This is a genomic window from Sphingobium sp. V4 (assembly GCF_029590555.1).
Classification (GTDB): domain Bacteria; phylum Pseudomonadota; class Alphaproteobacteria; order Sphingomonadales; family Sphingomonadaceae; genus Sphingobium.
In genome coordinates this window covers 407,533-419,980 of sequence record NZ_CP081001.1, presented here as the reverse complement: position 1 = coordinate 419,980, position 12,448 = coordinate 407,533, and the positions used below count along the sequence as shown (strand labels likewise).

Sequence of the window (12,448 nt, the reverse complement as noted above, 5' to 3'; positions counted from 1 at the left end):
ATAATCGCACTGCTAACCGGCCGGGCAACAGGGGCTCGGGACGGCATCAGACCGCGCCCCTCTTTTTGCATGACCGGCAAATCACATGGAGGACGGTAAGCGCGTGGAGACTAGCGGCGGTATTCAAGCCAGCCTCAGCGGCCGTTATGCGGTGGCGCTGTTCGATCTGGCGCGCGATGCACATTCGCTCGACACGGTGGCGGACAGCCTTGGCGCGCTCAAGGCGGCCTTGGCCGAATCACCCGATTTCAAAGGGCTGATCAACAGCCCCGTGCTGAGCCGCGACGCAGCAGGCAAGACGATCGCCGCCGTCGCATCCTCCATGGGAATCGATGCGCTGACGACAAATTTTCTCGGCGTGCTCGCCCAGAACCGTCGCCTGGGCCAGCTGCCCGCGGTCATCCGCGCCTATGAAACGCTGCTGTCGAATCACAAGGGAGAGGCCCGCGCCGAGGTGACGAGCGCCCATCCCCTCACCAAGACCCAGATCGGCGCCCTGGCCAAGAGCCTGAAGGCGCGCGTCGGCCGCGAAGTCGCGGTCGAGGCGAAGGTCGATTCCGCGATCCTGGGCGGGCTGGTCGTCAAGATCGGCAGCCAGATGATCGACAGTTCCATCCGTACCCGACTGAATACGCTCGCCCAAGCTATGAAGGGCTGACAAGCCCAAAAGGCTTCGATGAAAGGCTGAACATGGATATCAACGCCGCAGAAATTTCGAAGGTCATCAAGGACCAGATCGCCAATTTCGGCACCGAAGCGCAGGTGAGCGAAGTCGGTTCCGTGCTGACCGTGGGTGACGGCATCGCCCGCGTCCATGGCCTCGACAACGTCCAGGCGGGCGAAATGGTCGAATTCGCCAATGGCGTGCAGGGCATGGCGCTCAACCTCGAAGCCGACAATGTCGGCGTCGTGATCTTCGGGTCCGACAGCGAGATCAAGGAAGGCGACGTCGTCAAGCGCACCGGCACCATCGTCGACGTTCCCGTCGGCAAGGGCCTGCTCGGCCGCGTCGTGGACGGCCTCGGCAACCCGATCGATGGCAAGGGCCCGATCCAGTATACCGAGCGCAAGCGCGTCGAAGTGAAGGCGCCGGGCATCATCCCCCGCAAGTCGGTGCATGAGCCGGTGCAGACCGGCCTCAAGGCGATCGACGCCCTGGTCCCCGTCGGCCGCGGCCAGCGCGAGCTGATCATCGGCGACCGCCAGACCGGCAAGACCGCCGTAGCGATCGACACCTTCATCAACCAGAAGGGCATCAACGCGGGCGATGACGAGAGCAAGAAGCTCTACTGCATCTATGTCGCGATCGGCCAGAAGCGCTCGACCGTCGCGCAGATCGTCAAGCAGCTCGAGGAAAATGGCGCGATGGAATATTCCATCGTCGTCGCCGCGACCGCTTCGGAACCGGCTCCGCTCCAGTATCTGGCGCCCTATACCGGCGTCACCATGGGCGAATATTTCCGCGACAACGGTATGCACGCCGTGATCGTCTATGACGATCTTTCCAAGCAGGCCGTCGCCTATCGTCAGATGTCGCTGCTGCTGCGTCGTCCTCCGGGCCGCGAAGCCTATCCGGGCGACGTCTTCTACCTGCACAGCCGTCTGCTGGAGCGTGCGGCCAAGATGAACGACGCCAACGGCGCTGGCTCGCTGACCGCGCTGCCGATCATCGAAACGCAGGCTGGCGACGTGTCGGCCTATATCCCGACCAACGTGATCTCGATCACCGACGGCCAGATCTTCCTGGAAACCAACCTCTTCTACCAGGGCATCCGTCCGGCCATCAACGTCGGCCTGTCGGTGTCGCGCGTCGGTTCCGCCGCGCAGACCAAGGCGATGAAGAAGGTGTCCGGCTCGATCAAGCTGGAGCTGGCCCAGTATCGCGAAATGGCGGCTTTCGCCCAGTTCGGTTCGGACCTCGACGCTTCGACCCAGAAGCTGCTGAACCGTGGCGCGCGCCTGACCGAACTGCTGAAGCAGGCCCAGTTCTCGCCGCTGCCCTTCGAAGAACAAACTGCGTCGATCTTCGCGGGCACCAACGGCTATCTGGACGCCATCCCGGTCAAGGACGTGACGCGCTATGAAGAGGCGATGCTCGCCTATCTGCGGCACGACCATGCCGACATCCTGACCGCGATCCGCGACAGCAAGGATCTGGGCGACGAGCCCAAGTCCAAGCTGAAGGCCGCGCTGGACTCGTTCGGCAAGACCTTCGCGTAAAGGCATCACGGAAAAAAGGAAGAACGAAGCCTAGGCAATGCTCACCGCCCAATCCCTCCTTGCCTGGACCGTGATGTCGATCGGTCTGGTGCTGCTTCCGGGACCGGACACCATGTTGGTGGCCGGTCACGCGGCGCGCCGTGGGCTGAAGGCGGGCATGGCGGCGATCGGCGGCATCCAGCTCGGCGGCCTCTTCTACATGCTGCTGTGCGGCTTCGGCTTCCTCAGCGTGCTGAATGCGGTGCCGGGCCTGTTTCTGGCCGTCAAGATTGCGGGCGCGCTCTATCTCGCCTGGATGGGCATCGGCCTGCTGCGCGGCGCGATCAGGCCCGCGCCGGCTTCGGACATGCCGAAGATGCGGCTGGGCGGATCGCCCTTCGCCCAAGGGTTCATCAGCACCGTGCTGAACCCCAAGGTCGCGATCTTCTTCCTCGCCGCGCTGCCGCAGTTCGTCGGCACCGGCCCGGATGCGCCCTGGCAGGGTATGTTGCTGATCGCGATCGTCTATGCGCTGGGCTTCGCCTGGTGCGCGCTGCTTGCTGCGCTCGCCGCCACGGCGGGGCGCAAGGTGGGGCAATCGGGCGCCCACAGCACTGCAATCCGCTGGTTCGAAGGCGCCATGGGCGTCGGTTTCTTTGGTCTCGCGGGCCGTCTGGCCCTTGCTCGGAACACATAATCTATGCCTAGCCTCAAGGAACTGAAGCTCCGCATCGGGTCGGTCAAGTCGACCCAGAAGATCACCAAGGCGAAGCAGATGGTCGCCGCCGCGAAGCTGCGCAAGGCGCAGGCCGCGGCCGAGGCCGCCCGCCCCTATAGCAGCCGCCTGGAAGCGGTGGTCGCGTCGCTCGCGTCCAAGATCGCGGGCGGTTCGGGCGAAGGCGCCTCCCCGCTGCTGGCCGGCACCGGCAAGGACGACGTCCATCTGCTGGTCGTCGCCAACTCCGACCGGGGCCTTGCTGGCGCGTTCAACGCCAACATCGTCAAGGCCGCCATCGCCAAGGCGCGCGAACTGGAGGAAGCGGGCAAGCAGGTCCGCTTCTACCTGATAGGCCGCAAGGGGCGTCCGGTCATCAACCGCGCCTTCCCGGGCCAGATCGTCGCCCAGTTCGACACCACCGGCACCAAGGAACCCGGCTTCGACCAGGCCCAGGCGATCGCGCACGAACTGACCGACATGTATCTGAACGGCAAGTTCGACGTCGCGCATCTCTTCTACTCGCGCTTCAAGTCGGCCCTCGCCCAGATCCCGACCGAGCAGCAGATCATACCGGTCAAGATTCCGGCCGACGCCGACCGCAACGCCATCGGCGCGACGGTGGAATATGAACCGAGCGAGGAAGCGATCCTGGACGACCTGCTGCCGCGCAACATCACGGTGCAGCTGTTCAAGGCGCTGCTGGAAAACAACGCGTCGGAACAGGGCGCGTCGATGACCGCCATGGACAATGCGACCCGCAATGCCGGCGACCTCATCAACAAGCTGACCATTCAGTATAACCGCAGCCGCCAGGCCGCGATCACCACCGAACTGGTCGAAATCATCTCGGGCGCCGAAGCCCTCTAAGTGCAGGCAAGGACAGAAGTCATGGCAACCACCAACAATGTAGGCCGCATTTCGCAGGTCATCGGCGCTGTCGTCGACGTGACCTTCCCCGATACGGTTCCGTTCATTCTCTCGGCGCTGGAAACCAGCAACAATGGCCAGCGGCTGGTGCTGGAAGTCGCCCAGCATCTGGGTGAGAACACCGTCCGCACCATCGCGATGGACTCGACCGACGGCCTCACCCGCGGCCAGGAAGTCACGGACACCGGCGCCCAGATCAGCGTGCCCGTCGGTCCGGCCACGCTCGGCCGCATCCTGAACGTCGTCGGCGAACCGATCGATGAGCGCGGCCCGGTCGCCACCGAGCTCAAGTCGCCGATCCACGCCAAGGCTCCCGAATTCGTCGACCAGTCGACCGAAAGCTCGATCCTCGTCACCGGCATCAAGGTCATCGACCTTCTCGCCCCCTATGCGAAGGGCGGCAAGATCGGCCTGTTCGGCGGCGCGGGCGTCGGCAAGACCGTGCTCATCCAGGAACTGATCAACAACATCGCGAAGGGCCATGGCGGCACCTCGGTGTTCGCGGGCGTGGGTGAGCGGACCCGCGAGGGCAACGACCTCTATCACGAATTCCTCGACGCGGGCGTCATCGCCAAGGACGCCGACGGCAACGCGATCAGCGAAGGCTCCAAGGTCGCCCTGGTCTATGGCCAGATGAACGAGCCGCCGGGCGCCCGTGCGCGCGTCGCCCTGTCGGGCCTGACGATCGCCGAATATTTCCGCGACGTCGAAAACCAGGACGTGCTGTTCTTCGTCGACAACATCTTCCGCTTCACCCAGGCGGGCGCGGAAGTGTCGGCTCTGCTCGGCCGTATTCCTTCGGCCGTGGGCTATCAGCCGACCCTGTCGACCGACATGGGCGCGCTGCAGGAGCGCATCACGTCGACCAACAAGGGTTCGATCACCTCGGTGCAGGCCGTCTACGTCCCCGCGGACGACTTGACCGACCCGGCGCCGGCCACCAGCTTCGCGCACCTTGACGCCACCACGGTTCTCAACCGTGCGATTTCGGAACTGGGCATCTACCCGGCGGTCGATCCGCTCGACTCCACCAGCCGCGTTCTGGAACCGCGCACCGTGGGTCAGGAACATTATGATACCGCCCGCGCGGTCCAGTCGATCCTGCAGAAGTACAAGTCGCTTCAGGACATCATCGCGATCCTGGGCATGGACGAGCTGTCGGAAGAGGACAAGCTGACCGTTGCCCGCGCGCGCAAGATCCAGAAGTTCCTGTCGCAGCCCTTCCACGTCGCCGAAGTCTTCACCGGCATCAGCGGCAAGTTCGTCCAGATCGAGGACACCGTCCGCTCGTTCAAGGCCGTGGTCGAAGGCGAATATGACCATCTGCCCGAAAACGCCTTCTACATGGTCGGCGGCATCGACGAGGCGGTCGAGAAGGCCAAGAAGCTGGCGGCCGAAGCGGCATAAGCTGATGTCCTTCTCCCAGCGGGAGAAGGATACGCAGACTTGCCGGTCTGCCGGCTAGTCGGAGTTGGACGAGGGTGAGCATCGGCGGTTTATCGCCCTCACCCTCCCACCGCTTCGCGGCGGGCCCCTCCCTCTCCCGATGGGAGAGGGGTTTGAGGATTAGAAAATGGCACTGCATTTCGAACTCGTGACCCCGGAAAAGCTCGTCCGTTCGGAGGAAGTCTGGCAGGTGGTCGTTCCCGGCACCGATGGCGATTTCGGCGTGCTGGAAGGCCATGCACCCTTCATGTCGACCGTCCGCGACGGCGCGATCCAGATCTTCAGCAGCGCCGGCGCCGCGCCGGAAGTCATTCCGGTGCAGGGCGGTTTCGCCGAGGTGAATGAAAAGGGTCTGACGGTTCTAGCCGAACATGTCGGCTGAACCGATCGGCTGACCGGTCGACGGACTGATCGCAGATGGGGTGACCTGCACGAGCAGGTCGCCCCATCTGCGTTTCCGGGTCATTGCCCTTCCCATTCGCAGCCTTCGCCCAGGGTTAAACAGACATTTACCCTCTCGCCCTAGTCATGGGGACGATGCGACCAGGTGCAGCCAGCAAGTTGATCGATGGATTCGGGCCGGTCGGCTCCTGCCCTGCGTGCGTCCGGAGGCTCGGGCGTCATGCATGACGGGCTGACCCCACCGCTGCTGGCGGACGGCATCGGCCTTGTCCTCGCCATGCTGCTCGGCATCGGCTGGATGCTGCTGCCCGGCGCCGGCATCGCCCGCCTGTTCGATCGGATCGACATGCGCTGCGGCACTGGGTGGAACCGGCTGGGCTGGTCGCTCCTGCTGGCGGTGACGCTGTTGCCCGCGATCGACGCGCTCCTGGTGCGCGGCGGCGGCATGATCGCCATGGCCGGCCTCCATGCCGCACTGGCCCTGTTCGCATTGCCGCAGGCCCGCCTGCTGATCCCGGCGCGGGATGCCGGATGGTCGATCGCCGTGCCGTTGATCGCGCTATGGGCCGGCATCGTCGCCTTCGTCTTCGTGGATTTCAGCATCGGCGGGGCGCTCAACCAGTCGCTGCTCGACCTTGATCTGGTGAAACATGCGGCAGTCACGGGCGCGATCGCGCGCGAAGGGCTGCCCTTCGCCGATCCCTTCTTCGCCCGGCCCGGCTATGTCGGCTATTATTATTATTTCTATCTGTGGTCCGCCGCGATCCATTGGTCGAACGAAACATTCATCAACGCGCGCATGGCGTTCGCGGGCGCTGCCTTCTGGGCAGGCCTTGCCTTCCCATCGCTGCTTTGGCGGATAGCTGTCGATGGCGGCCTGATCCATCCCGCCCGCAACCGCGCCTTCATGCGCCTGATCCTGCTCTTCTGCTTCGTCTCGGGCGCAGACCTCATCATGATGCTGCTGCGCGTGCTGGCGACCGGCAAGCTCGAATCGCAAAGCGACTGGTGGAATACCGCGGTCGATTTCGCGGTTCGATCGACGCTCTGGGTACCCCATCATCTGACCGCGATGGTTGCGGCATGGGGCGCAATGCTGTTGCTGGCGCGCGCGCAGGAATCGGATCGGTCCGAACGTTGGGCACTGGCGGCCGCGGCCGGCATAGGCATAGCCACATGCTTCGGATCGTCGGTCTGGATCATGCTGACAATCGCGCCGGTGTTCGTCGGCTGGGGCTGTCTGGCGCTCATCCGGCGCGACCCGATGCTGCCCTTCGCAGGCATTGTCGCACTGGCGATGGCTGCAATGCAGATCATCGACCTTATCAGCTTCCGCCACGACAGCGGATTGCCGATCGCGCTGACCGTCCGCCCCTTCACCGTCCTGCTTCCGGAAGGCGGCGCCTGGACATTGTTGCATCTGGCGTTGCTGCCCCTCAATTATGGCATGGAGTTCGGTATCTTTGCTGTCGGGGCCGTACTTTGGCTGCGATCCGGGCCGTTCCGTTCGCGCACCATCGTCCAGACCTTGTTGGCCGCGAGCGCCCTGTCGTCGCTGCTGGTCGCCAGCTTCCTGAAATCCACGATCATCAACAACGATCTGGCCTGGCGATCGATCTGGTTTGCGCAGTGCGCTGCAATGGTCTGGACTGCCGCCTGGCTGCAAGGCCCGACGCCTCGGCTGCGCGATCATCCCAGGATGTGCATCTTGCTGGCACTCGGCTTGCTGGCCGTCGCATGGGATGTCGTCGGTCTGCGGTTCATCAGGCCGCTCTATGTCGAAACCAGTTTCAGCGAACTGATCAGTCCTCGCGCCGACGATGACGACCAGCGGCGTGTCTACGAACGGGCGGCACGCCTTTTCCCGGCACGCGACGTGATCCAGCATAATCCGGCGCTGCACCGTCGCATCTTCAACTTCGGGCTTTACGGCGTGCAGCGCACGGGCGTGTCCGATCGCGAAGCCAATCTGTTCGGCGCACCGACGGAGGCCGTGCAACAACGGATCGCGGTGCTGCGCCCGATCTTCGAGCGGCCGGTCCCAGCTGCCGAAATGCGCCGCCGGGCGGCAGGGGCCGGTGTCGACCACCTCCTGTTCGCCTCGGTGGACCCGATCTGGCGACACGGGAACGGCCCTCCGCCAGGCCTGCGCTGCCGCGTCCGGGAACCGCTCGCCTGCCTGGTTTCGGTCAAGGACATCCGGCCATGAAACCCCTGCTACGGCGCCTTGGCGGACTGGCCCTTGTCTATCTGATCGCGCTGGCCGGCGGCTTCCTCCTCTACCTGGCGTTGATCGCCTCGCCCCTGCTGGGGTCGATCCCCCTGCTCTTCTATCGCGGCGTGCTGGTCGCCTTCATGGGCGCGCTCCTGCTGGGTGCGCTGATGGCACTGGCGGCACGGCGGGCGCCGATGCTCGACCTGTCCACGGCCGTCGGCGCCGTCGCCCTGTCGCTGGCGTTCAACATCAGCTTTCTGATCGTCTTTCCGGTCACGTTCGACCGCTCCATTACCATGTTCCTGCTCGCCCGGATCGAGGCGCAGGACGGGCAACTCGACGCGCAGGGGCTGGAGCGCGTCTATCTGCGCGAATATCTGGGCGACATGCGCCAGATCGACCGGCGCATCGCGGAACAGCGACTGTCGGGCAATATCGCGGTCTTGGATGGCCGCATCCACATCACCCCCCAGGGCCGCGGTCTGTTGACCGGCGGGCGCTGGGTCGGCGGCTGGTTCGGCGCGGACCCCCGCTTCGTGACCGCCCCTGCGCGGCCCGTGCCGGCCCATTAGCCATTTATCAAAGTTTCGATCCTATTCACCTTCACCATAGAGGACCGGCCCGCTCGGGTTCGCAGGCCAGTCACAAAAAATTGCGGCGGAGACCTATGAGCGCCTTTGGACGGAAGAATGGACCTGCCGGGATAAAGCCCGGCTTCGGCGTGGCCCGGCCCATGCAGGGCGGTACGGCACCGCGGGAAGAAGCGCCGCGCGGCGGCGACCAGTTCCCACCGCTCGACATCGCGTCGCTGCCGGGCGACTCGCCGTTCGATCCGCTGTCCGCGCCCACCAGCCAGATGCAGCGCAATGCCGACGCCATGTCGCGTCTGTCCGAACGCGCCAATGCGGAGCATGTGCCCGACGCCGGGCCGCAGGGGTTCGAGGCGAGCGTACACAAGATCAAGGAGCAGGTGCTGCCCCGCCTGCTGGAGCGCGTCGACCCCGAGGCGGCCGCGACCCTCACCAAGGATGAACTGGCGGAGGAATTCCGCCCGATCATCATGGAGGTGCTGGCGGAACTGAAGCTGACCCTCAACCGGCGCGAACAGTTCGCGCTGGAAAAAGTGCTTGTCGACGAACTGCTGGGCCTTGGCCCGCTCGAGGAATTGCTGGCCGACCCGGATGTCAGCGACATCATGGTCAACGGCCCGGACCAGACATATATCGAAAAGAAGGGCAAGCTCCAGATCGCGCCGATCAAGTTTCGCGATGAAGAGCATCTGTTCCAGATCGCCCAGCGCATCGTGAACAAGGTTGGCCGCCGGGTCGACCAGACCACGCCGCTGGCCGACGCCCGTCTACCCGACGGCAGCCGCGTCAACGTGATCGTGCCACCGCTCAGCCTGCGCGGCACCGCCATCTCGATCCGTAAATTCTCGGCCAAGCCGATCACCATCGACATGCTCGCCCAATGGGGCGCGATGAGCCCCAAGATGGCTACCGCGCTCAAGATAGCGGGCGCCTGCCGCTTCAACATCGTCATCTCGGGCGGTACCGGCTCGGGCAAGACCACCATGCTCAACGCCCTGTCGAAGATGATCGATCCGGGCGAGCGCGTACTGACCATCGAGGACGCGGCGGAACTTCGCCTGCAACAGCCGCACTGGCTGCCGCTCGAAACCCGCCCGCCGAACCTGGAGGGGCAAGGTGCGATCACCATCGGCGATCTCGTCAAAAACGCCCTGCGCATGCGCCCGGACCGCATCATCCTGGGCGAAATTCGTGGCGCGGAATGTTTCGACCTGCTCGCCGCGATGAACACCGGCCATGACGGGTCCATGTGCACGCTCCACTCCAACAGCCCGCGCGAGTGCCTGGGCCGTATGGAGAACATGATCCTGATGGGCGACATCAAGATTCCTAAGGAGGCCATTTCCAAGCAGATCGCCGATTCGGTCGACCTGATCGTGCAGGTGAAGCGCCTGCGCGACGGCTCGCGCCGCGTCACCAACGTGACCGAGGTGATCGGCATGGAAGGCGACGTCATCGTCACCCAGGAACTGTTCAAGTTCGAATATCATGATGAGGACGACAGCGGAAAGATCGTGGGCGAATATCGCTCCATGGGCCTGCGCCCCTACACGCTGGACAAGGCGCGCATGTTCGGTTTCGACCAGCCCTTCCTCGAAGCCTGCCTGTGACGACCCGCCCGTAACGGCCGGTCTGTAAGTTAATGTGGCTGGCGGGCGCATTCGCACCCGCCGCCCCTTGCGCCGCTGGCGCGCCGACGGCACATCATCCACTCCCCAGTCGAGAGGATGAACGATGCGCCTTTCCGCCCTGCTTGCCGCCGCCGCCCTGATCGTGCCGCTCGGCGGCGCCATCGCCCAACATGCCGGCCATCATCAGGCCGCCGCCGGTCCGATCGCCGCCGCAATCGCCGCCCCCAGCCGCACGCCGGCCAATGTGGCACGCGACACATATCGCCACCCGGCCGAAACCCTCGCCTTTTTCGGCGTCACGCCGGGGCAGACGGTGGTCGAATACAGCCCCAGCGGCGGCTGGTATACGGAAATCCTGGCGCCGCTGCTGAGCGGGAAGGGCACATTCTACGCGCTCCAGCCGACCGGCCGCTACCTGGATGGCTACCGCAATTTCCTCGCCGCCAAGCCCGACGTCTATGGCAAGGTGAAGCTCGTCGCCTATCCGGAGGACAGCGCCACCATCCCGGCCGGCAGCGTGGATACGGTTCTCACCTTCCGCAACGTCCACAACATGGTGATGAACGGCAGCGAGGCAGCGACCTTCCAGGCCTTCTTCGCCATGCTCAAGCCCGGCGGCACGCTGGGCGTGGTCGACCATCGCCTGCCCGAGGACCGCGACAGCGCGCTCGAAAAAAGCAGCGGCTATCTCAAGGTGTCGACCATCCGCCGCATCGCGGAGGCGGCCGGCTTCGAATATGTCGGCGCGTCGGAAGTGAACGCCAATCCGAAGGACACGGCCGACTGGCCCAAGGGGGTCTGGACTCTGCCGCCGACGCTCAGCCAGAAGGATGTCGACAAGGACAAATATCTCGCCATCGGCGAAAGCGACCGGATGACGCTCAAATTCCGCAAGCCGGCGGCCTGACCGCCCTTTGCCTTGCACGCTGGCGGAACGGGGTTAAGGCGGGGGCGTGACCGCTTCCGCCCGCCCCCATCGCCCGCTGTTCGCCATCGCCCTGCGCCTGACCGCCGTCATCTGTCTGTCGGTGATGTTCGTCATGGTGCGGCTGGCCAGCCAGCGCGGCGTGCATGTGGTGGAATCGCTTTTCTATCGACAGGCGCTGGCGTTGCCGATCGTCCTGGTCTGGGTCGCGATGGCCGGCGGCCTCCATAGCGTCCGCACCCGCCGCATCGGCGTCCATGCCAGCCGCATGATGCTGGGCCTGACCGGCATGTTGCTCAATTTCCTGTCCTATATCCTGCTGCCTCCTGCGGAAGCGGCGACCATCGGCTTCACCATGCCGATTTTCGGCACGATCCTGTCAGCCCTGATCCTGCGCGAGGCGACTGGTATCCATCGCTGGAGCGCGGTGCTGATCGGCTTTGCCGGCGTGCTGGTGATGATCCGCCCCGACGCCGGCCATTTCCCCCTGCAGGGCGTCGCCGTCGCCATCGCCGCGGCCTTCGCCACCGCCTGTGTCAGCCTGGTGCTGCGCGAACTGGGGCGCACCGAGGCGGCGGGCGTCGTCGTCTTCTGGTTCACCGCCCTGTCGATGATCCCTCTGGGGATCGCCATGCCCTTTTTCGCGCAGGCGCACGACGCTCTCACCTGGGGGCTGCTGCTGCTGATCGGCCTGTTCGGCGGGATCGCCCAGCTCTGCCTGACCGCCGCGCTGCGCTGGGCACCGGTCTCGGTGGTGCTGCCGATGGATTACAGCGCCATCATCTGGACCACGCTGCTGGGCGTGGCGATCGGGGAGAACTGGCCGATGGCGACGACCTGGATCGGCGCGACCCTGATCATCGCCAGCGGCCTCTATATCGCCTGGCGCGAGCATGTCCGCGCCAGGCAGCCGGCGGTCAGCTCAGCAGCTCGGCATCCAGGCTGATCTCGGCTTTCAACAGCTTGGAAATGGGACAGTTCGCCTTCGCCTTGGCGGCAAGATCCTGGAACGTCTCGTCGTCCGCGCCGGGAATCGTCGCCTTGAGCGTCAGCCGGCTGGCGGTGACGGCAAAACCGCCCTCCTGCTGCTCCAGCGTCACCACGGCATTCGTCTCCATCTTCTCCGCCGTCAGCCCCGCCTCGCCCAGGATCAGCGAGAGCGCCATGGTGAAGCAGGAGGCATGGGCCGCCGCGATCAACTCCTCCGGATTGCTGCCCGGCATCCCCTCGAAACGCGTCGCAAAACCATAGGGATAGGCGTCGAGCGCGCCGCTCTGGGTCGAGATCGCGCCCTTCCCGTCCTTCAGACCGCCCGTCCAGACCGCCGATCCGCTGCGATTAATCTTCATGGCCGTAGCTCCTTGTGGTGAAGCGGAGGAACCCCGGCGGCTCCCC

General features: G+C 65.0%; 12 protein-coding genes. 11 read left to right on the top strand and 1 reads right to left on the bottom strand.

What is annotated here, in order from left to right:
- Positions 1-103 precede the first annotated feature (103 nt).
- From K3M67_RS02165 to K3M67_RS02115, 11 genes are all read left to right on the top strand, one after another.
- A complete protein-coding gene (locus K3M67_RS02165) occupies positions 104-658 on the top strand; it encodes a F0F1 ATP synthase subunit delta (RefSeq protein WP_285832877.1) in 555 nt (184 codons plus the stop codon).
- A 32-nt stretch (positions 659-690) separates the two neighbouring features.
- Positions 691-2,220 carry a F0F1 ATP synthase subunit alpha gene (atpA, locus tag K3M67_RS02160; RefSeq protein WP_066860164.1) on the top strand — a complete coding sequence of 510 codons (1,530 nt, stop codon included), beginning with the start codon at positions 691-693 and terminating at the stop codon, positions 2,218-2,220.
- Between the two features lie 37 nt (positions 2,221-2,257).
- Entirely contained in the window at positions 2,258-2,896 is a 639-nt protein-coding gene (locus K3M67_RS02155) for a LysE family translocator (RefSeq protein WP_066860167.1), read from the top strand.
- A gap of 3 nt (positions 2,897-2,899) precedes the next feature.
- Positions 2,900-3,784, top strand: a complete 885-nt coding sequence (locus K3M67_RS02150; protein WP_285832132.1) for a F0F1 ATP synthase subunit gamma — start codon at positions 2,900-2,902, stop codon at positions 3,782-3,784.
- Between the two features lie 21 nt (positions 3,785-3,805).
- Positions 3,806-5,251, top strand: a complete 1,446-nt coding sequence (atpD, locus tag K3M67_RS02145) for a F0F1 ATP synthase subunit beta (protein WP_066860173.1) — start codon at positions 3,806-3,808, stop codon at positions 5,249-5,251.
- A 166-nt stretch (positions 5,252-5,417) separates the two neighbouring features.
- On the top strand, positions 5,418-5,672 hold the full coding sequence (locus K3M67_RS02140; RefSeq protein WP_066860176.1) for an ATP synthase F1 subunit epsilon: 255 nt from the start codon (positions 5,418-5,420) through the stop codon (positions 5,670-5,672).
- Between the two features lie 240 nt (positions 5,673-5,912).
- Positions 5,913-7,901: a hypothetical protein gene (locus K3M67_RS02135; protein WP_285832131.1), complete on the top strand. Its 1,989-nt coding sequence runs from the start codon at positions 5,913-5,915 to the stop codon at positions 7,899-7,901.
- Positions 7,898-8,479, top strand: coding sequence for a hypothetical protein (locus tag K3M67_RS02130; protein ID WP_285832130.1), 582 nt, complete (start codon positions 7,898-7,900; stop codon positions 8,477-8,479). The genes K3M67_RS02135 and K3M67_RS02130 overlap by 4 nt, the downstream gene beginning before the upstream one ends.
- A 95-nt stretch (positions 8,480-8,574) precedes the next feature.
- Complete coding sequence (locus K3M67_RS02125; protein ID WP_066860182.1) at positions 8,575-10,107, top strand: TadA family conjugal transfer-associated ATPase; 1,533 nt, start codon at positions 8,575-8,577, stop codon at positions 10,105-10,107.
- Positions 10,108-10,231: 124 nt separating this feature from the next.
- A complete protein-coding gene (locus tag K3M67_RS02120) occupies positions 10,232-11,035 on the top strand; it encodes a class I SAM-dependent methyltransferase (RefSeq protein ID WP_066860185.1) in 804 nt (267 codons plus the stop codon).
- 76 nt (positions 11,036-11,111) lie between these two features.
- Positions 11,112-11,999, top strand: a complete 888-nt coding sequence (locus K3M67_RS02115; protein WP_285832876.1) for a DMT family transporter — start codon at positions 11,112-11,114, stop codon at positions 11,997-11,999.
- Here the strand turns inward: K3M67_RS02115 and K3M67_RS02110 are convergent.
- Positions 11,971-12,402 carry an OsmC family protein gene (locus K3M67_RS02110; protein WP_066860188.1) on the bottom strand — a complete coding sequence of 144 codons (432 nt, stop codon included), beginning with the start codon at positions 12,400-12,402 and terminating at the stop codon, positions 11,971-11,973. The two genes, K3M67_RS02115 and K3M67_RS02110, sit on opposite strands and share 29 nt — an antisense overlap.
- Positions 12,403-12,448: the final 46 nt, after the last annotated feature.